This window comes from Micromonospora sp. BS32 (assembly GCF_059089345.1).
In genome coordinates, this window is sequence record NZ_JBSSHR010000019.1 from 1 (window position 1) to 26,958 (window position 26,958).

The 26,958-nt window shown below is 71.7% G+C and carries 24 protein-coding genes; 12 read left to right on the forward strand and 12 right to left on the reverse strand.

What is annotated here, in order from left to right; translation table 11 throughout:
- Positions 1-60: 60 nt before the first annotated feature.
- Together mdh and AC5RWQ_RS23855 are read right to left on the reverse strand one after the other, a co-directional pair.
- Positions 61-1,011 (reverse strand): malate dehydrogenase, encoded by a 951-nt coding sequence (gene mdh, locus AC5RWQ_RS23850; RefSeq protein WP_334492866.1) that lies wholly within the window; start codon positions 1,009-1,011, stop codon positions 61-63.
- A gap of 118 nt (positions 1,012-1,129) precedes the next feature.
- Complete coding sequence (locus AC5RWQ_RS23855; protein WP_494284890.1) at positions 1,130-1,990, reverse strand: bifunctional methylenetetrahydrofolate dehydrogenase/methenyltetrahydrofolate cyclohydrolase; 861 nt, start codon at positions 1,988-1,990, stop codon at positions 1,130-1,132.
- 414 nt (positions 1,991-2,404) lie between these two features.
- On the opposite strand from AC5RWQ_RS23855, the gene AC5RWQ_RS23860 reads away from it, so the two are divergent.
- The 6 genes from AC5RWQ_RS23860 to AC5RWQ_RS23885 all read left to right on the forward strand — a co-directional run bounded on the left by AC5RWQ_RS23860 (position 2,405) and on the right by AC5RWQ_RS23885 (position 8,964).
- Positions 2,405-4,009: a peptide ABC transporter substrate-binding protein gene (locus tag AC5RWQ_RS23860; RefSeq protein ID WP_494284891.1), complete on the forward strand. Its 1,605-nt coding sequence runs from the start codon at positions 2,405-2,407 to the stop codon at positions 4,007-4,009.
- An 82-nt stretch (positions 4,010-4,091) separates the two neighbouring features.
- On the forward strand, positions 4,092-5,030 hold the full coding sequence (locus AC5RWQ_RS23865) for an ABC transporter permease (protein WP_494284892.1): 939 nt from the start codon (positions 4,092-4,094) through the stop codon (positions 5,028-5,030).
- Positions 5,031-5,102: 72 nt separating this feature from the next.
- A complete protein-coding gene (locus AC5RWQ_RS23870) occupies positions 5,103-6,059 on the forward strand; it encodes an ABC transporter permease (RefSeq protein ID WP_334492858.1) in 957 nt (318 codons plus the stop codon).
- Between the two features lie 4 nt (positions 6,060-6,063).
- Entirely contained in the window at positions 6,064-7,101 is a 1,038-nt protein-coding gene (locus AC5RWQ_RS23875; protein ID WP_494284893.1) for an ABC transporter ATP-binding protein, read from the forward strand.
- Complete coding sequence (locus tag AC5RWQ_RS23880) at positions 7,085-8,113, forward strand: ABC transporter ATP-binding protein (protein ID WP_494284894.1); 1,029 nt, start codon at positions 7,085-7,087, stop codon at positions 8,111-8,113. The genes AC5RWQ_RS23875 and AC5RWQ_RS23880 overlap by 17 nt, the downstream gene beginning before the upstream one ends.
- Positions 8,114-8,196: 83 nt before the next feature.
- A complete protein-coding gene (locus AC5RWQ_RS23885; RefSeq protein ID WP_494284895.1) occupies positions 8,197-8,964 on the forward strand; it encodes a hypothetical protein in 768 nt (255 codons plus the stop codon).
- 156 nt (positions 8,965-9,120) lie between these two features.
- On the opposite strand, the gene AC5RWQ_RS23890 is transcribed toward AC5RWQ_RS23885, so the two are convergent.
- The 4 genes from AC5RWQ_RS23890 to purN form a co-directional block, all read right to left on the reverse strand.
- Positions 9,121-11,754, reverse strand: a complete 2,634-nt coding sequence (locus AC5RWQ_RS23890) for a beta propeller repeat protein (RefSeq protein ID WP_494284896.1) — start codon at positions 11,752-11,754, stop codon at positions 9,121-9,123.
- Positions 11,755-11,954: 200 nt separating this feature from the next.
- Entirely contained in the window at positions 11,955-12,350 is a 396-nt protein-coding gene (locus AC5RWQ_RS23895) for a hypothetical protein (RefSeq protein ID WP_494284897.1), read from the reverse strand.
- 278 nt (positions 12,351-12,628) lie between these two features.
- A complete protein-coding gene (gene purH, locus AC5RWQ_RS23900; protein WP_494284898.1) occupies positions 12,629-14,200 on the reverse strand; it encodes a bifunctional phosphoribosylaminoimidazolecarboxamide formyltransferase/IMP cyclohydrolase in 1,572 nt (523 codons plus the stop codon).
- Positions 14,197-14,817 (reverse strand): phosphoribosylglycinamide formyltransferase, encoded by a 621-nt coding sequence (gene purN / locus AC5RWQ_RS23905; protein ID WP_494284899.1) that lies wholly within the window; start codon positions 14,815-14,817, stop codon positions 14,197-14,199. The genes purH and purN overlap by 4 nt, the downstream gene beginning before the upstream one ends.
- Before the next feature lie 179 nt (positions 14,818-14,996).
- Between purN and AC5RWQ_RS23910 the strand changes: the two genes are divergently transcribed.
- Together AC5RWQ_RS23910 and AC5RWQ_RS23915 are read left to right on the forward strand one after the other, a co-directional pair.
- Positions 14,997-15,296, forward strand: a complete 300-nt coding sequence (locus AC5RWQ_RS23910; RefSeq protein WP_494284900.1) for a CD225/dispanin family protein — start codon at positions 14,997-14,999, stop codon at positions 15,294-15,296.
- 29 nt (positions 15,297-15,325) lie between these two features.
- On the forward strand, positions 15,326-15,991 hold the full coding sequence (locus tag AC5RWQ_RS23915) for a DUF4190 domain-containing protein (protein ID WP_494284901.1): 666 nt from the start codon (positions 15,326-15,328) through the stop codon (positions 15,989-15,991).
- 60 nt (positions 15,992-16,051) lie between these two features.
- On the opposite strand, the gene AC5RWQ_RS23920 is transcribed toward AC5RWQ_RS23915, so the two are convergent.
- On the reverse strand, positions 16,052-17,389 hold the full coding sequence (locus tag AC5RWQ_RS23920) for a cell division protein PerM (RefSeq protein ID WP_494284902.1): 1,338 nt from the start codon (positions 17,387-17,389) through the stop codon (positions 16,052-16,054).
- 155 nt (positions 17,390-17,544) lie between these two features.
- Between AC5RWQ_RS23920 and AC5RWQ_RS23925 the strand changes: the two genes are divergently transcribed.
- Positions 17,545-17,820, forward strand: a complete 276-nt coding sequence (locus AC5RWQ_RS23925; protein ID WP_494284903.1) for a DUF4190 domain-containing protein — start codon at positions 17,545-17,547, stop codon at positions 17,818-17,820.
- A gap of 75 nt (positions 17,821-17,895) precedes the next feature.
- On the opposite strand, the gene AC5RWQ_RS23930 is transcribed toward AC5RWQ_RS23925, so the two are convergent.
- Positions 17,896-18,693 carry an AfsR/SARP family transcriptional regulator gene (locus tag AC5RWQ_RS23930; RefSeq protein WP_494284904.1) on the reverse strand — a complete coding sequence of 266 codons (798 nt, stop codon included), beginning with the start codon at positions 18,691-18,693 and terminating at the stop codon, positions 17,896-17,898.
- A gap of 244 nt (positions 18,694-18,937) precedes the next feature.
- Here AC5RWQ_RS23930 and AC5RWQ_RS23935 point away from each other — a divergent pair, with 244 nt between their 5' ends.
- Positions 18,938-19,252 carry a hypothetical protein gene (locus AC5RWQ_RS23935; RefSeq protein ID WP_494284905.1) on the forward strand — a complete coding sequence of 105 codons (315 nt, stop codon included), beginning with the start codon at positions 18,938-18,940 and terminating at the stop codon, positions 19,250-19,252.
- A gap of 100 nt (positions 19,253-19,352) precedes the next feature.
- Here AC5RWQ_RS23935 and sucD read toward each other — a convergent pair whose 3' ends face one another.
- The 3 genes from sucD to icmB form a co-directional block, all read right to left on the reverse strand.
- A complete protein-coding gene (gene sucD / locus AC5RWQ_RS23940; RefSeq protein ID WP_494284906.1) occupies positions 19,353-20,240 on the reverse strand; it encodes a succinate--CoA ligase subunit alpha in 888 nt (295 codons plus the stop codon).
- Positions 20,241-20,242: 2 nt separating this feature from the next.
- Positions 20,243-21,421, reverse strand: a complete 1,179-nt coding sequence (gene sucC, locus AC5RWQ_RS23945) for an ADP-forming succinate--CoA ligase subunit beta (protein WP_494284907.1) — start codon at positions 21,419-21,421, stop codon at positions 20,243-20,245.
- A gap of 482 nt (positions 21,422-21,903) precedes the next feature.
- A complete protein-coding gene (icmB, locus tag AC5RWQ_RS23950) occupies positions 21,904-22,308 on the reverse strand; it encodes a coenzyme B12-dependent isobutyryl CoA mutase small subunit (RefSeq protein ID WP_334493550.1) in 405 nt (134 codons plus the stop codon).
- A 387-nt stretch (positions 22,309-22,695) separates the two neighbouring features.
- Between icmB and AC5RWQ_RS23955 the strand changes: the two genes are divergently transcribed.
- Complete coding sequence (locus AC5RWQ_RS23955) at positions 22,696-23,412, forward strand: M23 family metallopeptidase (protein WP_334493548.1); 717 nt, start codon at positions 22,696-22,698, stop codon at positions 23,410-23,412.
- 262 nt (positions 23,413-23,674) lie between these two features.
- Positions 23,675-24,472 (forward strand): M23 family metallopeptidase, encoded by a 798-nt coding sequence (locus AC5RWQ_RS23960; RefSeq protein WP_494284908.1) that lies wholly within the window; start codon positions 23,675-23,677, stop codon positions 24,470-24,472.
- Between the two features lie 61 nt (positions 24,473-24,533).
- Here AC5RWQ_RS23960 and pcrA read toward each other — a convergent pair whose 3' ends face one another.
- A complete protein-coding gene (pcrA, locus tag AC5RWQ_RS23965; protein ID WP_494284909.1) occupies positions 24,534-26,939 on the reverse strand; it encodes a DNA helicase PcrA in 2,406 nt (801 codons plus the stop codon).
- Positions 26,940-26,958 lie beyond the last annotated feature (19 nt).

Here is a 26,958-nt window from a genome sequence, read left to right on the forward strand (position 1 = left end):
GGTGGGGTGCGACGAGGGGCGCGCCGGCGAAGCCGGCGCGCCCCTCGTGGGTCGGTTGGATCACATGTTGGCGACGTCGGCCTGCTTGGCGCGGACGGCCTCGGCGGCCTCCTTCAGGCTGGCCAGCTCGTCGGCGTCCAGGTCGGTCTCGACGACCCGCTTGACGCCCTCGGCGCCGATCTCGGCCTCGACACCCAGGTAGACGCCGGAGATGCCGTACTGGCCGTCGACCCAGGCGCAGACCGGCATGACCGCGCCGGAATCCTCCGCGACGGCCTTGGCCATCCGGGCGGCGGCGGCCGACGGGGCGTAGTACGCCGAGCCGGTCTTGAGCAGCGCGACGACCTCGGCGCCACCGTTGCGGGTCTTGACGACCAGCTCCTCGATCTGCTCGGCCGGCATCGCCTCACGCAGCGGCTTGCCGTTCACGGTGCTCTTCGACGGCACCGGCACCATGGTGTCGCCGTGCGAGCCGAGGGTCAGCGTCCGGACCGACTTCACGGGCACCTGGAGCGCCTCGGCGACGAAGTTGGTGAACCGGGCGCTGTCGAGCATGCCGGCCTGGCCGAGCACCCGGTTCTTCGGGAACTGGGTGGCGAGCTGGGCCAGCGCGGTCATCTCGTCCAGCGGGTTGGACACGACGATGACCACGGCGTTCGGGGCGTACTTGGCGACGTTCTCGGAGACCTGACGGACGATCTTGGCGTTCGTCTCCAGCAGGTCCATCCGGCTCATGCCCGGCTTGCGCGGCAGGCCGGCGGTGATGACGACGACGTCGGAGCCCTCGATGGCCTCGTAGCCCTCGCCGTTCGGGCCGGTGGTGACGCCGACGACCTTGGTCTCGAAGCCCTCGACCGCGCGGGACTGGTTGAGGTCCAGCGCGAGACCCGCCGGCTTGCCCTCCACGATGTCGGTGATCACAACGGTGTCGAAGACGTCGTACTCGGCCAGGCGCTGTGCGGTGGTGGAGCCGTAGAAGCCGGCCCCGACGACAGTGACCTTCTTACCCATGGTCGTCCCACTCCCTGATACCAGTCGGTTTTCCGGACCGTATCAGTCATCCTGGCACCGATCGGGCCAGGGGCGGCGGCCATCGCCGGGATGGGGCGGATGTCACGGCCGTCCGGTATCAGTCGCGCTCGGCGCGCTCCACCACGTTGGTCAGCAGCATGGCCCGGGTCATCGGCCCGACGCCGCCGGGCATCGGGACCACCTTGCCGGCCACCTCGGCCACTTCCGGGTCCACGTCGCCGGTGTAACGGCCCTTGCCGTCCGGCCCGACCACCCGGGTGATGCCGACGTCGACCACCGTCGCGCCCGGGGTCACCATCTCGGCGGTGAGCAGCCCGGGCACCCCGGCGGCGACGATCACGATCTCGGCGGCGCGGGTGTGCGCGGCGAGGTCGAGGGTGCCGGTGTGGCAGAGCGTCACGGTGGCGTTCTCGCTGCGTCGGGTGAGCAGCAGGCCGAGCGGGCGGCCCACCGTGTTGCCCCGGCCGACCAGCGCCACCTTGGCGCCACGCAGCGGGACGTCGTACCGGCGGAGCAGCTCGACGATGCCGCGCGGGGTGCAGGGCAGTGGAGCGTCGTAGCCGAGCACCAGCCGGCCGAGGTTCACCGGGTGCAGGCCGTCGGCGTCCTTGTCCGGGTCGATCAGCTCCAGCACCCGCTGGGTGTCCAGATGGGCCGGCAGCGGGAGCTGGACGATGTAGCCGTGGCAGGCCGGGTCGGCGTTCAGCTCGGCGAGCACGTCGTCGACCTGCTGCTGGGTGGCGTCGGCGGGCAGCTCCCGGCGGATGGAGGCGATGCCGACCTCGGCGCAGTCGCGGTGCTTGCCGTTGACGTACGCCTGCGAGCCCGGGTCGGCGCCGACCAGGACCGTGCCCAGGCCCGGGGTGACGCCGCGCTCGGCGAGGGCCTTCACCCGCGTCCGCAGCTCGTCCTTGATTTCCGCCGCGGTGGCCTTGCCGTCCAGGATCGTCGCCGTCACGCCCTGATCGTCTCACGGCCGCAGCCCGTCGAGCCGCCGACAGCAGACGGTGACTTTCCGTTACGTGGGTTTAGTCACCGACAGTAGTGAACTGTGGGTCATGCCACATATTGGGACGGACAGTTAATCATCAAGCGGCACAGAGCGGACACTGTTGCCGAGACGCCCCGACCGGAGCCGGAGTGCGCGACCGGGCCGGTAAGGCCCCCGCTCAGCCCCTCTCGGCCTGCGGAAACGAGGAGCTCCTGATAGCAGATGGCTCGGCCGGCGACAAGACCGGGGTGGCCCAGCTGTTACCGGTTCGCAACGCTCTCGTTGTCGAATGGACGGCCGGCGACCTACCGTTGCCGATTGTTGCGCAGCGTCACCCAACGCCGGGCCTGACTGCGCAGCGTGAGGAGATGAGGAGTCTCAATGCGAGTTCGTAGGCTGGCTGCCTGGACCGCTCTCCCGCTCGCGGTGACCCTGGGCCTGGTGGCCTGCGGCTCGGGCGGCGATGGCGGATCCGGTCAGAGCGACCCCACTGCGGCCGTGCGGATCGAGATCGCCGAGCCGCAGCACCTGGTGCCGACCAACACCAACGAGACGAGCGGCTCGCAGGTGCTCAGCGCCCTGTTCAGCCCGCTGGTCGACTACGACAAGGCCAACAAGCCCTTCGAGGTGGCGGCCCAGTCGGTGACGTCGTCGGACAACAAGGTCTGGACGATCAAGCTCAAGGACGGCTACACCTTCCACAACGGCGAGAAGGTCACCGCCCAGAACTACATCGACGCCTGGAACTACGGCGCGTACGCCCCGAACGGCCAGAACTCGAGCTACTTCTTCGAGAAGGTCGCCGGCTACGACGCCCTGCAGGGCGAGAAGCCGACCGCGAAGACGCTCTCCGGGCTGAAGAAGGTCGACGACCTCACCTTCACCGTGACGCTGTCCGAGCCGTACAGCGAGTTCAAGACGATGCTCGGCTACACGGCCTTCTACCCCCTGCCGAAGGTGGCCTTCTCGGCCCCCGGCGTGCTGGCCGAGGGCTACGAGCAGGCGCCGATCGGTCAGGGCCCGTTCAAGATGAAGGGCTCCTGGCAGCACGACGCCAAGGTCGAGGTCGCCAAGTACGACGCCTTCCCCGGCGAGAAGCCGAAGGTGGGCGGCGTCGAGTTCCGCATCTACCAGCAGCCGACGGCCGCGTACGCGGACGTGCTCTCGGACAACCTCGACGTGATCAAGACGATCCCGACCGAGAACCTGTCCACCGCCGGCACCGACCTGGGTGACCGGTTCCAGCAGAGCCCGGCCTCGTCGCTGCAGGTGCTCTCCTTCCCGACGTTCCAGAAGGAGTTCAGCAAGCCCGAGGTGCGCAAGGCCATCTCGATGGCGATCAACCGGGACGAGATCACCAAGTCGATCTTCAAGGACTCGCAGCAGCCGGCGCGCTCCTTCGTCTCGCCGGTCGTGGCGGGCTACCGGGAGAACACCATCGGCGAGGCCGGCACGTTCGACCCGGCCAAGGCCAAGGCGATGTACCAGGCCGCGGGCGGCCCGTCCAAGATCGAGCTGTCGTACAACGGCGACGGCGGCCACAAGGACTGGATCGACGCGACCTGCAACCAGCTCAAGGCCAACCTGGGCGTGGAGTGCGTCGGCACCGCCGAGCCCAAGTTCGCGGATCTGCTGACCAAGCTCAAGGCGAAGCAGCCGGTCGGCCTGTTCCGGATGGGCTGGGTGATGGACTACCCGTCCATGGAGAACTACCTGGGCCCGCTGTACAGCACCAACGGCTCGTCGAACTACTACGGCTACAGCAACCCGCAGTTCGACAAGCTCCTCGCCGAGGGCGCCAGCGCCCCGACCGAGGAAGAGGCGATCAAGAAGTACCAGGCGGCGGAGGACCTGCTGGCCAAGGACATGCCGGTGATCCCGCTCCGGTTCGGCCAGAACAACTTCGGACACTCGACCAAGGTCAAGAACGTGGAGATGGATCTCTTCGACCGGGTCGACCTGCTGAAGATCGAAGCCGTCAAGTAACACCGGTACGACGGGTCGGGCCATCGGCGGACGATGGCCCGACCCGCCCCGTCTTCGCCCGTTTTCAGAGAGACTGCCAAGTATGTTCCGCTTCGTTCTGCGGCGTCTGCTCCAGATGGTCCTCGCCTTCTTCGGGACCACGCTGATCGTCTACGCCCTGATGTTCGCCGGCCAGGGCGATCCCATCCAGGCGCTCGCCGGCGAACGCCCGGTCACCGCCGCCCAGCGGGCATACCTCACGGAGAAGTACCACCTGGACGCCACCGGCGTCGGTGGCTTCTTCTACCGCTACTTCGACTACATCAAGAACCTGCTGCAGGGCGACCTCGGGCAGTCACTGACCGGCCGCCAGATCGGCGACATCCTCGCCGCCGCCTGGCCGGTCACCGTCAAGCTGGCGCTCATCGCGATGGCCGTGACGATCCTCGTCGGCGTCACCGCCGGGGTGCTCGCCGGCATCCGCCGGGCCAGCATCTTCGACAACTCCACGCTGGTGCTGACCCTGCTCGTGCTCGGCATCCCGACCATCGTGCTCGCCCCGCTGGCGCAGTACTTCCTCGGCGTGAAGTGGCAGCTCTTCCCGCCCACCGCCGGCGCCGAGCCCGACCTGTACGCGCTGCTGCTCCCCGGCATCGTGCTCGGCTCGCTCTCGCTGGCCACCGCGCTGCGGCTGACCCGTACCTCGGTGGCGGAGAACCTGCGCGCCGACTACGTCCGGACCGCCCGCTCGAAGGGCCTGGTGCGCCGGCGGATCGTCAGCGTCCACGTGCTGCGCAACTCGCTCATCCCGGTGATCACCTTCCTCGGTGTCGAGCTGGGCAACCTGATGAGCGGCGCGATCATCACCGAGGGCGTGTTCAACATCCCCGGTGTCGGCTTCAACCTGTTCCGCGGCATCCGCACCGAGGACGGCCCGCTGGTGGTGGGCATCGTCAGCGTGCTCGTCGTGGTCTACCTCATCTCCAACCTGGTGGTGGACGTCCTGTACGCCGTACTCGACCCGAGGATCCGCTATGAGTGAGCGCAGCGAACGAACCATCAACGCAGCGTGCTCGGTCGCTCGTGGCCGCACCGAGCGGAGCGAGGTGCGGGCATGAGTGACTTCGAGACTGTCGCCGCGACGGAGAATCAGGCCGCGCGGCGGGGCGTGTCCGGCGAGCCCGGGGCACCCAACCAGGTCGGCGCGCCGCACAAGCCGCGCAGCTTGGCCGGCGACGCCTGGCGCGACCTGCGCCGCAACCCGATCTTCTGGATCAGCCTGACCCTGGTCGTGCTGGTCGCCGCGATGGCCGCCGTGCCCTCGCTCTTCACCGCCAACGACCCGCGCGACTGCGTGCTCTCCCGGCAGCACGCCGGAGCGTCCGGCGGGGCGATCTTCGGGTACGACTTCCAGGGCTGCGACACGTACGCCCGGGCCGTCTACGGCGCCCGCGCCTCGCTGCTGGTCGGCGCACTCTCCGCGCTGATCACCGGCATCATCGCGCTGGTCGTCGGGATGCTGGCCGGCTACTTCGGCCGCTGGATCGACGCGGTGCTCTCCCGCGTGATCGACATCGTGCTCGGCATCCCGCTGCTGCTCGCCGCGATCGTGCTGCTCAAGCGGGTGAGCACCAGCAGCGACAACGTCCGGCTCTTCGCGGTGATCTTCGTACTGGCGGTGCTCGGCTGGACCACCGCGGCTCGGGTGGTCCGCTCCTCGGTGATCACCGCCAAGGAGCAGGACTACGTGGCCGCAGCCCGGATGCTCGGCGCCGGAAACGGCCGGATCATGTGGCGGCACATCCTGCCCAACGCGCTCGCCCCGGCGATCGTGGTGCTCACCATCGCGCTCGGCTCGTTCATCGCGGCCGAGGCGACGCTGAGCTTCCTCGGCATCGGCCTCAAGGCGCCGACCATCTCCTGGGGCATCGACATCGACGCCGGCCGGGTGCACCTGCGCGAGTCGGCGACCCCGCTGATCGTCCCGTCCGTCTTCCTGGCGCTGACCGTGCTCGCCTTCATCATGCTGGGCGACGCGATCCGCGACGCCTTCGACCCGAAGCTGCGGTGACCTCATGACCCAGTCAGCCGTCCAGCCCACGCCGGCCTCCCCCACCCCGCCGGCCGGCCACCTGCTCGAGGTACGGGACCTGCACGTCGAGTTCCGTACCGGCGAGGGCGTGGCCCGGGTGATCAACGGGGTGTCGTACCACCTCGACGCCGGGGAGACCCTCGCCGTGCTCGGCGAGTCCGGCTCCGGCAAGTCGGTCACCGCCCAGGCGATCATGGGCATCCTGGACACTCCCCCGGCGGTGATCCGCTCCGGCCAGATCCTGTACCAGGGCCGGGACCTGCTCACCCTGCCCGAGGAGCAGCGCCGGCAGGTGCGCGGCAAAGAGATCGCGATCATCTTCCAGGACGCCCTCTCCGCGCTGAACCCGGTCTTCCCGGTCGGCTGGCAGATCGGCGAGACGCTGCGCCAGCGGGAGAAGATGTCCCGGGCCGACGCGCGGCGTCGCGCCATCGAGCTGATGGACCTGGTCAAGATCCCGGACGCGGCCCGGCGGATCAGCGACTACCCGCACCAGTTCTCCGGCGGCATGCGGCAGCGCGTCATGATCGCGATGGCGCTGGCGATGAACCCGAAGGTGCTGATCGCCGACGAGCCCACCACCGCGCTGGACGTCACCGTGCAGGCCCAGATCATGGACCTGCTGGCCGACCTGCGACGCGATCTGAACATGGCGATGATCCTGATCACCCACGACCTCGGCGTGGTCGCCGGCGTCGCGGACCGGATCGCCGTCATGTACGCCGGCCGGATCATCGAACACGCCGACGTCCGCTCGCTCTACCGGGCGCCGGCCCACCCGTACACCAAGGGTCTGCTGGAGTCGATCCCGCGCCTGGACGTCCGCGGCCAGGAGCTCTCCACGATCAAGGGGCTGCCGCCGAACCTGATGCGGATCCCCTCCGGCTGCCCGTTCCACCCCCGGTGCCCGTACGTGCAGCAGGTCTGCGTGGACGAGGTGCCGCACGACCTGGTCCTCGGCGACGGCCGGACCAGCGCGTGCCACTTCGCGCAGGAGGTCCGTGATGACAGCGCCCGCTAGCCCGACCAAGGTCCGCGGCGAGACCATCCTCGCCGTCGACAACCTGGTCAAGCACTTCCCGATCACCCAGGGCGTGATCTTCCAGAAGCAGACCGGCGCGGTGAAGGCGGTCGACGGGGTCAGCTTCGAGCTGCGCCGCGGCGAGACGCTGGGCATCGTCGGCGAGTCCGGCTGCGGCAAGTCCACCCTGGCCCGGCTGCTGATGCGGCTGGAGACGCCCACCTCCGGTCGGGCCACCCTGGAGGGGAAGGACCTGTTCAAGGCCTCCGGGGCGGAGCTGCGCCGGGTACGCCGCAATATGCAGATGGTCATGCAGGACCCGTACACCTCGTTGAACCCGCGGATGACGGTCGGCGACATCATCGGCGAGCCGTTCGACATCCACCCGGACGCGGCCCCGAAGGGGAGCAAGCGCAAGCGGGTGCAGGAGTTGCTGGACGTCGTCGGGCTCAACCCGGAGCACGTCAACCGCTACCCGCACCAGTTCTCCGGCGGCCAGCGGCAGCGCATCGGCATCGCCCGGGCGCTCGCCCTGCGGCCCGAGGTGATCGTCTGCGACGAGCCGGTCTCCGCGCTGGACGTCTCCATCCAGGCCCAGGTGATCAACCTGCTGGAGAAGCTCCAGGACGAGTTCGGGCTGTCCTACATCTTCATCGCACACGACCTGTCGGTGGTCCGGCACATCTCGGACCGGGTCGCGGTGATGTACCTCGGCCGGATCGTGGAGATCGGCACCGAGCACGAGATCTACGAGCGGGCCACCCACCCGTACACCCAGGCGCTGCTCTCGGCGGTGCCGGTGCCCGACCCGGACGCCCGCAACGACCGGAACATCATCCGGCTCACCGGCGACGTGCCGAGCCCGGCCGAGCCACCGTCCGGCTGCCGCTTCCGTACCCGCTGCTGGAAGGCCCAGGAGGTCTGCGCCCGCGAGGACCCGCCCACGGTTCCCCGCGCCGCCGACCCCCACCCGTCGGCCTGCCACTTCGCCGACCTGCGCCCGGTCGCCTGACGCCGCGTGCGGCGGAGACCCCGTCCCCGTTCGGAGGGCGCCTCCGCCGCCGGCCGGTTGTGGCCGCTGTACACAATGGCCCGGTGACCCCTGCCAAGAACATCCGCACCACCGGCGCCATCCGCGGCGCGCGGCCGAGCCTGCAGAACTTCGGCAGCGACGTCAAGGGCAACTGGCGGGCACCGGTGCTGGTGTGGGCGATCACGTCGCAGACGGCGCTGGCGCTCGCGATGACCGCGGTCGTCGCGGTCCTGCCCGACCCGGGCGTGGCGCCCGACATGATGATCCTCTGGCCGATGCCGCTGCTCGTCCTCGGCGTGCTCGGCGCCCTGTGGGCGGCCCGGTCGGGGCCGGGCGCGTCCGATCCGGGCAGCCGGCTGGTGCGGGCGGCGCTGCACATGGGCCTCGTCGCCGGGGTCGGTGTCGCCCAGCTCGCCGTGGCCGTGCCGCTGCACCTGCTGCACGTCCAGGCTGCGTTGATCATGTTCGGCTCGGTCATCGCCGGTGTGCTCGGCGGCCCCATCGTCGCGCTGCTCCTGCTGATGGCCGGCTATTCGGTGCACATGTTCCAGCGGTTGCCCCACCACGTCGGCCTGCCCGGCCGGTTGTCGGCGGCGATGTTGATGATCTCGATGCTGGCGATGCCCACCGCGGCGGTCCTGAGCACCTCCGACGACATCCGCGGAGCGGGTGTCATCGCCGTGCTGCTCGGCCTCAGCGATGACGTCGATTCCCCCGCGCTGGCGTGGACCGCTCGCGTGCTGGCCGTCGTGCTCGTCGCCAGCATCGTCCTGCTACGCCGGGCCCACCGCGCCGCCGACGGGACACCGGCACGCCGGACCAGGGCCTGACGCCCACCGGGACCGGGTACGACGGAGGCCCCGTCCCGAGCGGGACGAGGCCTCCCGACGTGCGGCTCGATCAGGGACCGATGCCGCGCGGTCGGCGACGGGGGCCGAACCGATGCCGTCCGGTCCGGCCGGATCGGGGCCGGACCGGACGACTCCTCAGAGCTGGGCCAGGTTGAACGCCCAGATGCCGCGGCCGTGGGTGGCCACGTAGAGCGAGTTGTCGGCCGCGTGGTACTCGACGTCCATGCCGACGGTCAGCGGCAGGCCGGTGCCGAGCCGCTGCCAGCCGGTGGCGCCCGGCGCCCGGTAGAAGGTGGCCAGGTCGGTGGCGAGCACCAGCGCGCCGTTGGGCAGCTCCTTGACCGAGCTGGCCGGCACGTCCGGCAGGTTCGTCGAGACGTCCTTCCAGGTCGCGCCCGCGTCGGTGGTCTCGTAGACGTGGCCGACACCGGCGCCCGGGCCCTCGGTGAACCGCCGGGAGAACCCGTTGATCGCGAGGAAGGCGTGCGCCCCGTTGGCCGGGTCGACGCCGACGCCCTGCACGAACCGGTTCGGGAAGTCACCCGGCAGGGTGACCTGGTGCCAGCTCGCCGGGTCGTTGACCTTGCCGACCGCGACACCCCGGGTGAAGCCCGAGTTGTTGCACGGCCCGCACCAGCCGACGTACGCGGTGCCGCCGGAGACCGCGACCGAGGTGGCGGTGTGGCCGGCGCCAAGGTCGAAGACGTTGCGCCAGCCCTTGCCGTCGGCGATCGCGTAGCCCTTGGTGTTCACCCAGACGTGCTGGCCACCGGCGACCCAGGTGTTCGCGTCGTGGTCGTCGGCCGCGAACGGCGCGATGAACCGGGCCGGCTCGTCACCCGGGGACGACGTGTACGGCTGGATGTCCCGCGAGGTGGAGGTCTCCGCCGTGCCGGGCCCCGGGTTGGCGTTGCAGTTCTCGGTCGACCGCATGGCCAGGTTGGTGTACTCCTGGACCTGGCGGCAGCCGTTGGCCGGGTCGGCCAGCGAGTCGCCGCCGTCACCACCGAAGTTCGACCCCATCACGGTGTCGCCGGCGCGCAGCACCGAGGCGCCGTTGTCCTGCAGACCACCGGAGACGACCGTGCCGGCCTTGGCCGGGTCCCTGCCCACCGAGACCGAGTAGTACTGGAGGGCGTCGATGGTGCCGTCGTTGAGGCTCTGCCAGTCGGTGGCGTGCCCCTCCTTGTCGGTTTTGCCGTTGACCGGCCGGCGGTAGATGCCGCCGTCGTTGCCGACGTAGACGAACCCGTTGCCGACCGCCACCGAGTGCTGGTCGGAGTGGGTGGTCTTGTTGCACGTGTTCTGCGCGTCGCTGATGTTCCAGCAGGAGAAGCCGAAGTTCCAGTACGGACCGACGGTCTTCCAGTTCGCGCCGGCGTCGGTCGACTCGTAGACCTCCTCCAGACCCGCCCAGACGTGGTTCGGGTTGGCCGGGTCGACCGTCAGGAACTGGTTGTACCAGGCCTGGATGCCCGGTCCGTAGCCCTTGCCGATCACGGTCTGCTTGAGCGCGGAACCGGAGTTGCCCAGCTTCGCCGAGTCGGCGATCTTGCTCCACGGCCCGGCGGGCGAGCCGTTGTTGGAGACGTAGATGCCGTCGAGGTAGCTGTTGACGTTGCCGGCCGGCTTGTTCAGCAGCTTCGGCGACTGGTTGATCGCGTACAGCTTGCCGCCGTCGGCGGAGAAGGCGAACGTCACGTAGCCGATGTCGTCGGCCGGCATGGAGCCGGTCGGGTTGACCTTGGCCCAGCCGCCCGCGGTGTAGTCGGCGGTCTCGTAGAAGCCGTTGTAGCTGTCCCCCGACCGCCAGGCCGAGGCCACCACGACGTGCCTGGGGTTGCGCGGGTCGTCGGCCACGTCGTTGACGATGTTCTTGTACGCCGCGTTGGCCGTGCCCGCGTTCGCCCCGCCCGGCAGGTAGCTCGGGTTCGGCGCCCACTCGAACTTCCACGCACCGGAGCCGCTGGCCATCGAGTGCGAGTAGAGGCCCCGGTTGGTGGCGGCCCAGACCTTGCCGTCGAAGAAGCGCAGCTTGTTGATGACCGAGCTCTCCAGCTCGGTGCCGCCGACCCGGTCGGATGCGGCGAACCGGCCGGTCCTCGGGTTGGCGAGCCGGTAGACGCCGGCACCGACGTACGAGGTGGCGCCGGTGTTCGCCTCGCCCGTGGCGTACCAGAGGGAGCCGTCGGTGGCGAGCACCACGTCGCCGCTGGACAGGGTGGGCAGCTGGTCGGTGATCGGCGTCCAGCTCCCGCCGCCGGTCGAGGACCGCCACACGCCACCGTCCGCGCCGGCCGCGTAGACGTAGCCGCTGTTGTCGGCGGCGAGGCCGGTGATCCGGCCGGTCTGCAGGCCCGCGCCCCCGGAGGAGTTGGAGGCGTAGTCGCGGTAGCGCGGGTCGTCACCGTCGTACTTGATCTTCGTGACCTCGCGCCAGCTGCCGTTGGTGACCGGCAGGCCGCCCAGCTGGCTGAACGCGTTGGAGTACGCCCCCGGCGCGACGATGCCGGGCGCGGAGCGGGCCTGGGCGAACTGCTCGGCGATGATCCGGGCCTCGAACGCCTCCTCGCCGGCCTCCTCGGAGTTCTCCCCGGCGGCCATCTCGGCGAACTCCCGGGGATGCCAGGGCAGGTTGGCGCCCGGCTCCTCGGCCAGACCGAGGAATTCCTGTACCTCGTGGTTGGTGGCCGCGACGCCACCCAGCGCGGCGGTCAGCACCAGCGCGCCCGCGATTGTCGCCGGCTTGCGCCAGCGGAACTTCGACATGCGAATCCTCCAGGATTCAAGGGGTGCCGGGCAGGGTGGCCCGGCGGAGGAGAACCGCGGCGGCGGGGATCGTCCCGCACACGTCCGTGGTCGTGGGGATGGTCGTGGCGACCCGGGTCGGCGGCGGCGGACGGGTCCGGCGGGCCGGTCCGCGCAGGCGGAGTCGGGGGCCGGATCGCCGGGCGGCGGCGGACGACGGGTCAGGCGGTACGCGCGGGTGGCGCCCGGCTGCCGGTGGCGCCCCGGGGCGGAAGCGGGTGCGCGGGCTGCCGGTAGCCGGTGACCACCGGCGTCGCGCGCGGCGGGACACCGGCCGCCGACAGCACCCGGTGCGTCTGGTCGTCCGGCCCGTCGCCGACGCCGATCGCGCTCCGGTGGTCGGCGCAGGGGGCGGCGACGAGAACGCTGGTACCGCTGCCGGCCCGGTCCGTGGCTACGGAATCCGGTCGGGCGACCGCCGTGGCGGGGTCGACCCGGACGTGGCCGACCGGGGCGTGATGCCCGGCGGGACCGTGGTCGGCGTCGTGGCCGACCGGGCAGCTGGGCACCCCGAGCCCCGCCAGCACGAACGCCAGCGCGACGGCGACGGACGTCAACCGTTCGACCATGCGCATGGCGGACCTGCCGGTACGGGATGTCCGGCGCGTTCCCGGCGGACGACCGTGGGCGGTCGCGCGAGGGGAAGGGCGGCGGAGCGAATTGGGGAGGGTGGATCGCCGGGCGGCCTTACGCTAGCAACAACGCTTGTCCGCGGGCAACGGCCCGCCGGTCCACCTTTTCGCCCCGCTCAGCCCGCCGATCGGCGTCGATCAGGGAGCCGCGGTGGCCGATGTGTCGGCCTCCACGACTCCATGCTCGACGGCTGCGGGTGGGATCAGTGGAAGAAGTGCCGGGTGCCGGTGAGGTACATCGTCACGCCGGCCTCCTTGCAGGCGGCGATGGTCTCCTCGTCGCGGATCGAGCCGCCGGGCTGGACGATCGCGCCCACGCCGGCGTCGATGAGGATCTTCGGGCCGTCGGCGAACGGGAAGAACGCGTCCGAGGCGCAGACCGAGCCACGGGCGCGGTCGGCGCCGGCCCGATCGACCGCCAGCCGGGCCGAGTCGACCCGGTTGACCTGACCCATCCCCACCCCGACGGTGGCGCCGTCCCTGGCCAGCAGGATGGCGTTGCTCTTCACCGCGCGGACCGCCCGCCAGGCGAAGGCGAGGTCCCGCAGGGTCGCCTCGTCGGCCGCCTCACCGGTGGCCAGCCTCCAATTGGCCGGATCGTCGCCCTCGGCGTCGACCTTGTCCCGCAGCTGCACCAGTACGCCGCCGGTGACCTGCCGCCACTCCGCCGGCAGCGGGTCGAAGGCCGGGGCGTGCAGCAGCCGGATGTTCTTCTTGGCCTGGAGGATCTCCACGGCGCCCTCGTCGAAGCCGGGGGCGACCACGACCTCGGTGAAGATCTCGGCCACCTGCCGGGCCAGCTCCACGCTCACCGGGCGGTTCACGGCAATCACGCCGCCGAACGCCGACACCGGGTCGCAGGCGTGCGCCTTGCGGTGCGCCTCCGCCACGTCCGCGCCGACCGCGATCCCGCACGGGTTGGCGTGCTTGATGATCGCCACCGCCGGCTGGTCCGGGAAGTCGTTCGCGGCCCGCCAGGCGGCGTCCGCGTCGACGTAGTTGTTGTAGGACATCTCCTTGCCGTGCAGCTGCTCGGCCTGGGCCAGGCCCGCCGGGCTGGACGGGTCGGTGTAGACGGCGGCGTGCTGGTGCGGGTTCTCGCCGTAGCGCAGCACCGCCTGGCGGCGCAGGGTCAGGCCGGCGAACTCCGGCCACCAGTCGTCCGCCGGGGCCAGCTCCTGGGCGCACCACTCGGCGACCGCCACGTCGTACTCGGCGATGACGGCGAACGCCCGGGCGGCCAGCACCTTGCGCTGGGCCAGCGTGAAGCCGCCGGCGCCGAGCGCGGCCAGCAACGCGGGGTACGCGGCCGGGTCGGTCACCACCGCGACCGAGGCGTGGTTCTTCGCCGCCGCCCGGACCATCGCCGGGCCGCCGATGTCGATCTGCTCCACGCACTCGTCCTGGCTCGCGCCGGAGGCGACGGTGGCCTGGAACGGGTAGAGGTTGGAGACCAGCAGGTCGATCCCGGCGATGCCGTGCTCGTCGAGCTGGGCGGCGTGGGAGTCCTTGCGCAGGTCGGCGAGGAGACCACCGTGGATCTTCGGGTGCAGGGTCTTCACCCGGCCGTCGAGGATCTCCGGAAAACCGGTCACCTGCTCCACCGGAGTCACCGGCAGGCCCGCGCCGGAGATGGTCGACGCGGTGCTGCCGGTCGAGACGAGTTCCACCCCGGCCTCGTGCAGGGCTCGGGCCAGCTCGACCAGACCGGTCTTGTCGTAGACGCTGACCAGGGCCCGCCTGATCGGGCGGCGCTCGTCCTGAGTGGAACTCACGGGACCGTGACCTTTCTTCCGGTGATCGTCCAACCTTCACGGACCAGGCGACCGACCTGCTCGACGAGCTGGCGGCGCTCGGCTTCCTTGATGCGCTCGGTGAGCGTCGCCTCGTCGTCGTCGTTCAGTACCGGCACGGCGACCTGGGCGACGATCGGCCCGGTGTCCATCCCGGCGTCGACGAAGAAGAGGGTGGCCCCGGTGACCTTCACCCCGTAGGCGAGGGCGTCGCGCGGGCCGTGGATGCCGGGGAACGCCGGCAGCAGGGTGTTGTGCGTGTTGAGGTAGCGGTCGCCGAAGGCGGCCAGGAACCGCGGCCCGACCAGCTTGAGGAAGCCGGCGGAGATGACCAGGTCCGGCTGGTGCTCGGCGACGTGCGCGGTCAACGCCGCGTCCCAGTCCTCCCGGGTCGGGTGGTCCTTGAGCCGGTCGACGAAGGTCGGCACGCCCGCGGCGGCGGCCCGGTCCAGGCCGGCGATCCCGTCCCGGTCCGCGCCGACGGCCACCACCCGCGCCCCGTACGCGGGGTCGGCGGCGGCGTCCAGCAGCGCCTGGAGGTTGCTGCCGGAACCGGAGACGAGGACGACGAGGCGGGCGACGGACGCGGGCTCGGTCACGCGGCCAACCCTATCGGGCAGGTCGGGACGCCCAGCGATCGGGCAGCGGCGATTCGGGTGATCTCCCGGCTGGCGCCGGCGCGATACGCTGCCGGTCGCTCGGTGGCCGGCGTACGCCCGCCGCCGCACCCTTCACCGATGATCCGGCACGGACTGTGCCGTCCGAACGAGGAGCCCCGATGCAGCCCGGTTACCCCCACGCCCCGCAGCAGCAGCCGATCAACAACAACATGACGATGTCCATCGTCGCCATCTTCTTCTGCTGGCCGCTGGCCATCCCGGCCATCATCAACGCCTCGAAGGTCAACCCGCTGATCCAGCAGGGCGACTACGCCGGCGCGCAGGCCGCCGCCGCCGAGTCGAAGAAGTGGTCCAAGTGGGCGCTGATCGTCGGCATCGCCCTCTGGGTGATCTCCCTCGTGTGCTGCCTCGTGGGTGGCATCGGCAGCATGATGGGCTCCGACAACAGCACGTACTGACCGATCATCGACTGAGGAGCAGCCGCCACATGCAGCCCGGACAGGACCCGTACGGTCAGCAGCCCCCGCACGACCCGTACGGTCAGCAGCCCACCTCGGGGCAACCGTACGGGCAGCCGCAGGATCCGTACGCCGCGCCGCCGCAGCCGCCGTACGGCCAGCAGCCGCAGCCGCCGTACGGCCAGCAGCCGCACGACCCGTACGGCCAGCAGCCGCAGGCGCCGTACGGGCAGCCCACCTCGGGGCAGCCCTACGGGCAGCCGGGGTACGGGCAGCCGGGGTACGGGCAGCCGGGGTACGGGCAGCCGACCTCGGGCCAGCCCTACGGCCAGCCCGCGCCGGGCCAGCCATACGGCCAGCAGCCGTACCAGGACCCGTACGGCCAGCAGCCCTACGGCGTGCCGACCTACCCGGGCGCCGGGTACCCGCAGACCCAGGGCCAGAACACCCTGGGCCTGGTCGCGATGATCCTCGGTATCGCGTCGATCCCGCTGGCCTGCTGCTACCTGGGCATCCCGCTGGGCATCGCCGGCCTGGTCACCGGCTGGCTGGGTCGACAGAAGGCGGCCCGGGGCGAGGCGAACAACGGCAGCCAGGCCCTCACCGGCCTCATCTGCGGCGGCGTCGGCCTGCTCTTCGGCATCCTGCAGATCGTGGCCGTCGCGTTGAGCATCAACATGCCGGGCAGCTACTGACCCCGCTTGCGACAGGGGCGTCCCGGGCCGACCGGGGCGCCCCTTCGTCGTACCGCCGGGTCAGCCGCGGGCCGGGGGCGGGTCGGCCGGGATGCGGGCGCGCGGCGGCCGGGGCGACGTCGCCGGCCGGGCGACCACCCGGGCGGCGGCGCCCCCGAGCACGGCGCCGACCGTGACCACGGCGGTGGCTACCGCCGCGACCTGCCAGGGAACCGGCCCGATCTCGGCCAGCCGCCCGCCGCCGAGCGGACCGCCGGAGGCCGCCGCGGCGAGGCCGGCGAGCAGGCCGGCCACCGGGCCGGCGAGCGCGGCCGGCCCGAGCAGCGCCGCCCAGCCCCGCTCCGCGCCCTCCGTCCCGGGGCGCGGCAGCCGCCGGGCGAGCAGCCACCCGGCCGCCATCCCGGCCAGCACCGGCACCGCGAGCAGCGCCGCGCCCGTCCCGTCGGCCGGGCCGCTGGGCAGGCCGGCGAGCAGGGGTACGGCGGGCAGCGCGCCGACCGACACCTCGCTGGTACGCACCGCCGTGCCGGTGCCGACGGCGAAGCCCGGACCGAGCAGGTAGGCGGTCGACCAGACGGTGGCGTTCGGCGCGTAGGCCAGGCTGACCAGGGTGATGCCGGCCTGCCCGGCCACCCCGGTCCGGTACGCCCCGATCATGTCGGCGGCGTCGCCACCGCCGGTCGCGACGGCCAGTCCGGCCGCACCGCCCCCGGCGCCGAACAGCAGCAGACCGGCGACCAGGCCGGTCCGGACGCCGTCGCGCAGCACCGCTGGCGCCCGGTCGGCGAACAGACCGGCGACCCCGGTGGTGCGGACCGCCCCGACCAGCGCGGCGAGCGCACCGAAGAGCGCGAAGGTGATCCCGGCGCGGACCGGGGAGACCCGCAGCCCGCCGGTTCCGACCAGCAGTGCGGCCAGGACGCCGAACAGCGCGTACCCGACCCCGACCGCGCCGGCGGCGATGAGCGCCTGCCGGGGCGAGCGACCGCCGCGGGCGCCGATCGCCCGGCTGGTGTGCACCCCGGCGCGGGTGAGCCGCCAGAGCGCGAGGGCGGAGAGGGCCAGCGGGGCGAGGCCGAGCGGGCCGGCGGGGGTCTGCAACGGCACGCCGTGGCCGAGGAGCCAGCCGGCCAGCCCGGCGCGCAGCGCGCCGGTCACCGAGGCGGCGTCCTCGCTGAGCTGGGCGAGCGCCAGCACCAGCGCCACCGGCAGGTACGACGTGAGCGCGGCCCAGGCGGCGGCGACCCCGGCGGCGACGACGAGCGGCGCTCGGCCCCGGGACGGCTCCGGCCGGCGAGGGGCAGGCACCCGGGGACCCGGCGCGGCACGGCCGGGCGGCCGCGCGTCGGCGCGGACGCCGGCGGGGCGGCGCGGCTGATCAGGGGTGACCGAGGACATCGGGTCTACTCTGGCACGCCGCGCGGGCTGCGGCTGCCCGCCGGGGCGGTGTGGCACCGGCGAGTTCCGTGATCCACGGCCCTCGGGGCCGGATCCGGTCTAGCCTCGGCGCAGGACGCGACTCAAGTCGTGGCATCGAGTGCTGGGAGGAAGCCGTGAACGCTCCGTACCCGCCGCCCCCGCCGCCCCCGCCGCCACCCGCCGCGGGCAGGGACCGCACCACGCTCTGGGGGGTGCTCGGCATCGTCCTCGGTCTGATCTGCTGCGGCGTCCTGGGCATCGTCTTCGGCTACCTGTCGGTCCGGGACGCCAAGCGGTACGGCCAGTCGCCGGTGCTCGGCTACCTGGCCATCGCCTTCGGCGTGATCAACATCATCGGCACCGCGATCTGGCGGGCCAGCGGGACGTACCCGCTCTGGAACAACGACTGAGCGACGGCGGGCCCGGCTTCGGGCGGGCCCCCGCCGCCGAGCGACCCGGCAAGCCGCCGCGGCAGCCGACTGGGCTCAGGCGGCCCCCGACACCTGGGCCCGTACCGCCCCGAGGGGCCGGGTCCGCGGGGACGCGACGTCGTTGGCGAGGATGGATCTCTCCAGTGCGACGAACCGGTTCCCGGGATCGAGGCCCTGCAGCTCCACCTGGACTGACCGCCACCACCGCGCGGTGGCGAGGGCGTCGACCCTGCGGTCCGCCCGGTACTGCGCGAGCATCAGCTGACGAACCAGCCGTTCCCTGGTGGGGTGCTCTTCTACCAGCCAGCCGAGCTCGGAGATGAGGGCCTCGTGGTTGCCCAGGTGGAGCTCACTCTCGGCCACCACCTCGTAGGCGTCCAACCACCGCTGACGCAGGTTGCGTCGGGCGGCGGTCACGTACGCCGCCTTGACCCCGGCGAACGGCTCCCCCTCCCACAGCGTCAGCGCGATCCGGGCACGGCGGGCGGCGTCCGCCCAGTCGCCCCGCTCGGCCGCGGCACGCCCTGCGGTGAGCTGGTCGTCGAACACGGCCAGATCGACCGCCTCGTGCCGCACCTGTGCGCGATATCCGCCCGGCACGCTGCGGACCACCTCGCCCATGCCGTTCGCTTCCAGGCAGCGCCGCAGTACGGAGACCATGATGTGGATCTGCGTACGCGCGGACTTCGGCTCCGCGCTGCCCCACAGGGCCCGGATCAAGCGCTCGGTGACGACGGCATCGTTGCGGTAGAGCAAGAGATAGCCCAGTAGTGCGCGATGTCGCGGCTGCCCGACCTCGACCACGCTCTCCCGGATCGCGACACCAACAGGCCCAAGAACGCGAAACTGCACACTGCCTCCCCGTTGCTGCGGCCGAGCCTAATACAGACGGGTGACGATGGGTGCCCTGCCGATCATGCGCGCACTGCCTGGTGGAGCGAGAGCGGAATCGGGGATAGTCAATGGATAGCGAACAGTAAAGGACCTCCCCCCAGGCTTGACGCATCCGGTCGACAGCGCCGATTCCTCACCGGGAGCGGCTCGGCCGGGCTCGGCGAGCGGCACCGTCACGAGCGGGGCCTGAAGGAGGAGTCTGATGACCGACATGAAGAAGAAGCTGCGCGCCATCGCGGTCACCGGGTTGATGTCCGCGGCGGTCCTGGTGCCCGCCACGTCCGCCCAGGCCGCGGTGAGCGGGTGCTCCGGGCGTTACGACTACAACACCTACTCGGTGTACTGCGGCTACGGCTACCCGGGTGAGTTCCGGGCGGTCGCCCGCTGCTACAAGACCGGCTCCACGTCGTACACCACCCGGTACGGCGTCTGGCGCTATGCCGGCAGCGTGAACTCGACGGTCACCTGCCTGTCCACCGAGGAGGTCGCCTCCGGCTACTGGCAGACCCGGGGCTGACCGTGCCGTCGCCGGGCTACCCGGGAAACGGGTGACCTGGACAGAATGCGCGAAGGGGGTCGACCCCACGGGCCGACCCCCTTCGTACGTGCCTGCCGGCTCAGCGGCCGGACATCAGCTCCCGCATCAGCTTGGCGGTCTCGGTCGGGGTCTTGCCGACCTTGACGCCGACGGCCTCCAGGGCCGACTGCTTCGCCTCGGCAGTGCCCGCCGAGCCGGAGATGATCGCGCCGGCGTGCCCCATGGTCTTGCCGGGGGGCGCGGTGAAGCCGGCGATGTAGCCGACGACCGGCTTGGTGACGTTGGCCTTGATGAACTCGGCGGCCCGCTCCTCGGCGTCGCCGCCGATCTCGCCGATCATCACGATGGCGTCGGTCTCCGGGTCGGCCTCGAACGCGGCGAGGGCGTCGATGTGGGTGGTCCCGATGATCGGGTCACCGCCGATGCCGACGCAGGTCGAGAAGCCGATGTCCCGCAGCTCGTACATCATCTGGTAGGTCAGCGTGCCGCTCTTGCTGACCAGGCCGATCCGGCCGGAGCCGGTGATGTCGGCCGGGATGATGCCGGCGTTGGAGGCGCCCGGCGAGGCGATGCCCGGGCAGTTCGGCCCGATGATCCGGGTCCGCTCGCCCTTGTCCACGTTGTACGCCCAGAACGCGGCGGTGTCGTGCACCGGCACGCCCTCGGTGATCACCACGGCGAGGTCGATGCCGGCGTCGATCGCCTCGACGACGGCGCCCTTGGTGAACTGCGGCGGCACGAAGATGACCGTGACGTCGGCCCCGGTCTCCTTCATCGCGTCCGCGACGGAGGCGAAGACCGGCAGCTCGGTGCCGTCGAAGTCGACCGTGGTGCCGGCCTTGCGCGGGTTCACGCCGCCGACCACGTTGGTGCCCGCGGCGAGCATCCGCCGGGTGTGCTTGGAACCCTCGGAACCGGTCATCCCCTGAACGATGACCTTCGAGTCCTTGGTCAGCCAGATAGCCATCGTCAGACCCCCGCAGCTGCCAGCTCGGCGGCCCGCTCGGCCGCGCCGTCCATGGTGTCGACCCGCCGGATCAGCGGGTTGTTCGCGCCGTCGAGGATCGCCCGACCGGCCTCGGCGTTGTTGCCGTCGAGGCGGACGACGAGCGGCTTGGTGGCCTGCTCGCCCCGCTGCTCGAGCAGCGCCAGCGCCTGCACGATGCCGTTGGCGACCGCGTCGCAGGCGGTGATGCCGCCGAAGACGTTGACGAAGACGCTCTTCACGGCCGGGTCGGAGAGGACGATCTCCAGGCCGTTCGCCATCACCTCGGCGCTCGCGCCACCGCCGATGTCGAGGAAGTTGGCCGGCTTGACGTTGCCGTGCCGCTCGCCCGCGTAGGCGACCACGTCGAGCGTGGACATGACCAGGCCCGCGCCGTTGCCGATAATGCCGACCTCGCCGTCGAGCTTGACGTAGTTGAGGTCCTTCTCCTTGGCGGCCTGCTCCAGCGGGTCCACCGAGGCCTGGTCGACCAGGGCCTCGTGGTCCGGGTGCCGGAAGCCGGCGTTCTCGTCCAGGGTGATCTTGGCGTCGAGCAGCAGCAGCTTGCCCTCGGCCGTCTTGGCCAGCGGGTTCACCTCGACCAGCGTGGCGTCCTCGGCGACGAAGGCCTGCCACAGCCCCACCGCGACCTCGACGACCTGGTCGGCGACCTCGGCCGGGAAGCCGGCCGCGGTGACGATCTCGCGGGCCTTCGCCTCGTCGACGCCCTTGACGGCGTCGATCGGGGCCTTGACCACCTTGTCGGGGGTCTCGGCGGCGACCTGCTCGATGTCCATGCCGCCGGCCACGCTGGCGATGCAGAGGAAGGTGCGGTTCGCCCGGTCGAGCAGGTACGAGAAGTAGTACTCCTCGGCCACGTCCGCGGTCACGGTGATCATGACCTTGTGGACGGTGTGACCCTTGATGTCCATGCCCAGGATGTCGGTGGCGCGAGCCACCGCCTCATCCGGGCCCTCGGCCAGCTTGACGCCGCCGGCCTTGCCTCGGCCGCCGACCTTCACCTGCGCCTTGACGACCACCCGACCGCCGAGGCGTTCGGCGATCGCGCGGGCCTCCTCCGGGGTAGTGGCGACGCCGCCGGCGAGCACGGGCAACCCGTGCCGCTCGAACAGGTCCCGCCCCTGGTACTCGTACAGGTCCACGATTGCGCGTCCCGTCCCGTCTCCGCGGCGCGCCGTCGCGCCGCCACCAGCGTTGTGGAAACTCCGTTGACGCCTGTCATCAGTTCAAACAGGCCGTGGCCGCAGCCTAGCGAGATGCGCACCGGGGGCAACCGAGCGGGTGCGCGGTGTGCGGTAATGCACAGCGCGCCGTCCGCGACTCGCCGGGGCGGCCACGGCGGTCGGCCGGCCCGCCGGGAACGGTCGCGGAAGACGCGTAACCCCTGGATGAGGGCGTCGTTGAGTCTGATGTCGGAGCGCTGATGCAGCGCGAGGACGGGAGCGGCCGATGCCCTGTCGGTCGAGGGGTGGCGGCGGGGCATCGTGCATAGAAGGGCCGGGCGTGTGAGGGGTGCGTCCGGCCCTTCCCCCTGCCCGCGTTCCGGTCCCGACGCACCTGACGCGAAGTGGCGGCGTCCCGACCGGGGACACCGCCACTCGTGCCGGACGGACCGGGTCGCCGGTCAGGCGACGGCCTGGGCCACGTTCTCCCGGACCCACTCGACGATCGACTGGGTGGTGGCGCCCGGGGTGAAGATCTTGGCGACGCCGAGCTGCTGAAGCTCGGGGATGTCGGCGTCCGGGATGATGCCGCCGCCGAACACGACGATGTCCCGGGCGTCCCGCTCGCCGAGCAGCTCCAGCACCCGGCGGAAGAGGGTCATGTGCGCGCCGGAGAGCACCGAGAGGCCGACCGCGTCGGCGTCCTCCTGGATCGCGGTCTCCACGATCTGCTCGGGGGTCTGGTGCAGGCCGGTGTAGATGACCTCCATGCCGGCGTCACGCAGGGCACGCGCGACCACCTTGGCGCCCCGGTCGTGGCCGTCCAGGCCGGGCTTGGCGACGACGACCCGGATACGAGAGCTCATCAGCGCACACCTTTCACGGGCTCCGCGACTTCCCACCTGAACGAACGGTAACCCGACCGGGCGGGGGCGGGAAATCCGGGCCACGTCCTCTACCGCCCCACCCCCTCCGCGGGAAGCCGGACACCTCCGCCGAACGGTCACTCTGCGCGACGAACGGACAGGTTCGGGGACAGCCGTCCGGGGGACGAGCTGTGACAAAGGCGGACGGGAAGGGACAGAAAGAAACGCCGGTTCGGCGCTTCCGCTTGTGACGGGAGCGGGGGTTGGCTAACGTGTCCACGGTTGTCATCAGGTCCACGGACGGGTGACGACGTGGCCCCGGACGTTCGACAGAGCTTCACCGAACGGTTCGAGGTCGCATCGGATCCCCGACAACGGAGGGTGTGCGTGCGCCAGCGCCTGTCGTCTGAGCCCGATAGATATCGCGGCCGCCGCCGCGTACCCACCCCCCCGCGGAGCCGCTACGCGGCGGTCGTCACGACCGCGTTCGTCGGCGCCGGCGTCGTCGCGCTCGGCGCGGGCGCCCTCCCGGACGCCAAGAGTGTCAGCCCGTCGGTCCTCGACGAGCTCAAGCAGGCCTCGATCACCAGCCAGGACGCGGCCGCCCGGGCCGACTCCGCCGAACGCGCCACCCGTGACAACGACCGGGGCGCACAGGCTGAGTCCACCGAGCAGGACCCGTGGCTGCTGCCGTTGCAGGGCTACGACTTCAACTCCCCGTACGGCATGCGCTGGGGCAAGCTGCACACCGGCATCGACCTGGTCGCGCCGGAGGGCACCCCGTTCGTCGCGATCCACTCGGGCACCGTCACCAAGGCCGGCTGGTTCGGTGGCTACGGCTACGCGGTGATCGTCCAGCACGCCGACGGCAGCGAGGCCATCTACGGCCACTCCTCCTCGGTGAGCGTCCACGAGGGGCAGCAGGTCAAGGCCGGCGACCAACTCGGCCTGGTCGGCAACACCGGCCACTCGTACGGCTCGCACCTGCACCTGGAGATCCATGTCAAGGGGCAGCCGCTGGACCCGGTGCCGTGGCTCCAGGACCGCGGAGTGGACATCAAGCTGCAAGTCGAGGCATATTACAGCGAAGCAGCGGCGTCCTGACGCTGCGTAACGCCTGTTGACCGCCCGGATCGATCGATCCGGGCGGTTTTTCGTGCCCGAAGTCTGGTGGGTCACAGTCCGAGATGTGAGCGGTGCCACTGGGCCACATGATCACACATAAGGGCGCAATCCCCGACAAGGGGCGAATTCGGACAGCAGTCGACCGCGCTCCCGATTACCCGCTGGTACCCCTACCCGGCGCCGGGCCGGTTCACACCCAGGATGGTCGGGTCCCGTCCCCCTGAGTGTGTGAAGGTCCGCCGTGCAGAAAGACAGCTCCACCCGGAACGACACGACCCAGGCGGCCCCGGCCCGGCACCGTCGGCGGCCCCGCCTCGGCGGGCGCGCCCTCGCCCTCGGTGCGGTCGCGCTGGTCGGCCTCGGCCTCGCCGGCGCCTCGTCGATCGCCTTCGACCGCGACGACGCCCCGGCCACCACCGCCGTCGCGCTGGACGCCCAGTCCCGCGCCGAGGCCGCCGCGCGGGCCGAGGCCGACTCGCGCGCCGACCGCTCCGCCCGCGAGTCGGCCACCCCGCTCAGCCCGTCGGCCACCCCGAGCCCCACCACCGGCAGCCCCTCCGCGAGCCCGTCGGCGACCCCGACGCGCAAGGCCGCCCCGAAGCCGACGGTGCGCAGGACCAGCACGCCGAAGCCGAAGCCGAGCTGGGTGATCCCGATGCCGGGCGCCGAGATCACCTCCTGCTACGGCCAGCGCTGGGGCACCCTGCACGCCGGCATCGACTTCGCGATGCCCGCCGGCACGCCGATCCACGCCGCCGCGGCGGGCACCGTGGTGAAGGCCGGCGACGCCGGCGACGGGTACGGCAACTCCGTCTTCATCGACCACGGCAACGGTTACCTGACCCACTACGCCCACCAGAGCAGCCTGAAGGTCACCGTCGGCGAGAAGGTCACCGTCGGCGAGGTGATCGGCTACGAGGGCTCCACCGGCGACTCCACCGGCCCGCACCTGCACTTCGAGGTGCACCAGGGGCAGATGTGGAACCAGATCGACCCCGCGCCGTTCCTGCGCGCCCGGGGCATCGACGTGGGCTGCTGACCGCCCACGGACGACACGAGGGGCCCGGCCCGGCGGTTCGCCGGAGCCGGGCCCCTCGTCGTCAGAGCTTGTCGATCGGGGCGTGCCGCAGCACCAGCCACATGGTCTGCTCGCCGAAGTCGATCTGCGCCCGGGCGCCCGGGCCGTGCCCCTCCACGGCGAGCACCCGCCCCAGCCCGTAACGCTGGTGGTTGACCCGGTCCCCGGCCGACACCTTCGGCGCCTGCGGCAGCTCGCTGGCGGTCGCCAGTCGGCTGCCATCCACGCCGAGCCGCTTCGCCAGCTGGGCCGCCTTCGGCGTACCCCCGGCGAAGCCGCCACGCCCGCCGGGCGCGCGGTCCGCGCGGCCGCCGACGCCGCCACCCCCGCCGGCCCACGAGGTGTACGACCCCTCGGTGCGCTCCCAGCGGACCAGCTCCGGCGGCAGCTCCTCCAGGAACCGCGACGGCGGGTTGTAGGACGGCTGCCCCCAGGCCGAGCGGGTGACCGCCCGGGACAGGTAGAGCCGCTGCCGGGCCCGGGTGATGCCCACATAGGCCAGCCGGCGCTCCTCCTCCAGCTCGCGGGTGTCGCCCAGCGAGCGCAGGTGCGGGAAGACGCCGTCCTCCAGCCCGGTCAGGAAGACCACCGGGAACTCGAGGCCCTTCGCCGTGTGCAGCGTCATCAGGGTGACCACCCCCTGGTGGTCGGGGTCGTCGGAGGGGATCTGGTCGGCGTCGGCGACCAGGGCCACCTGCTCCAGGAAGCCGGCCAGGGTGGCCCGCTCCCCCTCCTCCCCCAGCGCCTCGATCCGCTCGGTGTACTCCCGGGCGACGCTGACCAGTTCCTGGAGGTTGTCCACCCGGCCGGCGTCCTGCGGGTCGAGGCTCTCCTCCAGCTCGGTGAGGTAGCCCGAGCGGGTCAGCAGCGCCTCCAGCACCTCCTCCGGGGTGCCGGTCTCGGCCAGCTCGCGGGCGCCGTCGAGCAGCGCGACGAAGTCGCCGATGCCGTTGGCCGCCCGGGTGGAGATGCCCGGCGCGTCCTTCGCCCGGCGCAGCGCCGCCCCGAAGGAGATCCGGTCCCGGCCGGAGAGCGCCTCGACGCAGGCCTCGGCCCGGTCGCCGATGCCCCGACGCGGGGTGTTCAGGATCCGGCGGAGGCTGACCGTGTCGTCGTCGTTGACCACGGCGCGCAGGTAGGCCAGCGCGTCACGGACCTCCTTGCGCTCGTAGAAGCGCACCCCGCCGACCACCTTGTAGGGCAGGCCGACCCGGATGAACACCTCCTCGAAGACCCGGGACTGGGCGTTGGTGCGGTAGAAGACCGCCACGTCGCCGGGGCGGGTCTCGCCGTCGTCGACCAGCCGGTCGATCTCCCGGCCCACCCAGTCCGCCTCGGCGTGCTCGGTGTCGGCGACGTACCCGACGATCTGCTCGCCGGCCCCCGCGTCGCTCCACAGCCGCTTGGGCTTGCGGGAGGTGTTCCGGTCGATCACCGCGTTGGCCGCGTTGAGGATGGTCTGGGTGGAGCGGTAGTTCTGCTCCAGCAGGATCGTCCGGGCGTCGGTGAAGTCCCGCTCGAACTCCAGGATGTTGCGGATCGTCGCGCCGCGGAACGCGTAGATCGACTGGTCGGCGTCGCCGACCACGCAGAGTTCGGCCGGCTCGATCCCCTCGGTGCCGGAGACCAGCTCCTTGATCAGGGTGTACTGCGCGTGGTTGGTGTCCTGGTACTCGTCCACCAGCACGTGCCGGAACCGGCGGCGGTAGCTCTCCGCCACGTGGGGGTGCGACTGGAGCAGGTGCACCGTCGTCATGATCAGGTCGTCGAAGTCCAGCGCGTGCGCCTCGCGCAGCCGCCGCTGGTAGAGCGTGTAGGCCTCGGACAGCGCCCGCTCGTTCGGCCCCTTGGCCCGGCCGGCGAACTCCTCCGGGTCGACCAGCTCGTTCTTGAGGTTGGAGACCTGGGCGGCGAGCCCCCGGGCCGGGTAGCGCTTCGGATCGAGGTCGAGCTCGCGGGCGACCATCTGCATCAGCCGGCGCGAGTCGTCCGCGTCGTAGATGGAGAAGGTGGACTTCAGCCCGGCGTGCTCGTGCTCCGCCCGCAGGATCCGCACGCAGGCGGAGTGGAAGGTGGAGACCCACATCAGCCGGGCGCGCGGGCCGACCAGGTGGGCGACCCGCTCCTTCATCTCACCGGCGGCCTTGTTGGTGAAGGTGATCGCGATGATCTCGCCGGGGTGCACGTCCCGCGCGGCGAGCAGGTAGGCGATCCGGTGGGTGAGCACCCGGGTCTTGCCGGACCCGGCACCGGCCACGATCAGCAGCGGGGAGCCGGCGTGGGTCACCGCGTCCCGCTGGGGGCCGTTGAGGCCCTCGACCAGGGCCTGCGGATCCAGCCGGGCCGGGCCGGACCCGGGCCGGTGCGGCGGGGTGCGGGCGGGCTCGGGCGCGGGCGGGGACGCGGGGATGTCGAAGAGAGGATGCATCGCACGGCGAGTCTATGCC

Coding starts and splice junctions, on each gene's coding strand:
- AC5RWQ_RS23880 (WP_494284894.1), top strand. CDS start 7,085: ATGACAGCGCCCGCTAGCCCGACCAAGGTCCGCGGCGAGACCATCCTC.
- AC5RWQ_RS23860 (WP_494284891.1), top strand. CDS start 2,405: ATGCGAGTTCGTAGGCTGGCTGCCTGGACCGCTCTCCCGCTCGCGGTG.
- AC5RWQ_RS23915 (WP_494284901.1), top strand. CDS start 15,326: ATGCAGCCCGGACAGGACCCGTACGGTCAGCAGCCCCCGCACGACCCG.
- mdh (WP_334492866.1), bottom strand. CDS start 1,011: ATGGGTAAGAAGGTCACTGTCGTCGGGGCCGGCTTCTACGGCTCCACC.
- AC5RWQ_RS23875 (WP_494284893.1), top strand. CDS start 6,064: ATGACCCAGTCAGCCGTCCAGCCCACGCCGGCCTCCCCCACCCCGCCG.
- icmB (WP_334493550.1), bottom strand. CDS start 22,308: ATGAGCTCTCGTATCCGGGTCGTCGTCGCCAAGCCCGGCCTGGACGGC.
- AC5RWQ_RS23920 (WP_494284902.1), bottom strand. CDS start 17,389: ATGTCCTCGGTCACCCCTGATCAGCCGCGCCGCCCCGCCGGCGTCCGC.
- sucD (WP_494284906.1), bottom strand. CDS start 20,240: ATGGCTATCTGGCTGACCAAGGACTCGAAGGTCATCGTTCAGGGGATG.
- AC5RWQ_RS23870 (WP_334492858.1), top strand. CDS start 5,103: ATGAGTGACTTCGAGACTGTCGCCGCGACGGAGAATCAGGCCGCGCGG.
- pcrA (WP_494284909.1), bottom strand. CDS start 26,939: ATGCATCCTCTCTTCGACATCCCCGCGTCCCCGCCCGCGCCCGAGCCC.
- AC5RWQ_RS23935 (WP_494284905.1), top strand. CDS start 18,938: ATGACCGACATGAAGAAGAAGCTGCGCGCCATCGCGGTCACCGGGTTG.
- AC5RWQ_RS23910 (WP_494284900.1), top strand. CDS start 14,997: ATGCAGCCCGGTTACCCCCACGCCCCGCAGCAGCAGCCGATCAACAAC.
- AC5RWQ_RS23890 (WP_494284896.1), bottom strand. CDS start 11,754: ATGTCGAAGTTCCGCTGGCGCAAGCCGGCGACAATCGCGGGCGCGCTG.
- AC5RWQ_RS23865 (WP_494284892.1), top strand. CDS start 4,092: ATGTTCCGCTTCGTTCTGCGGCGTCTGCTCCAGATGGTCCTCGCCTTC.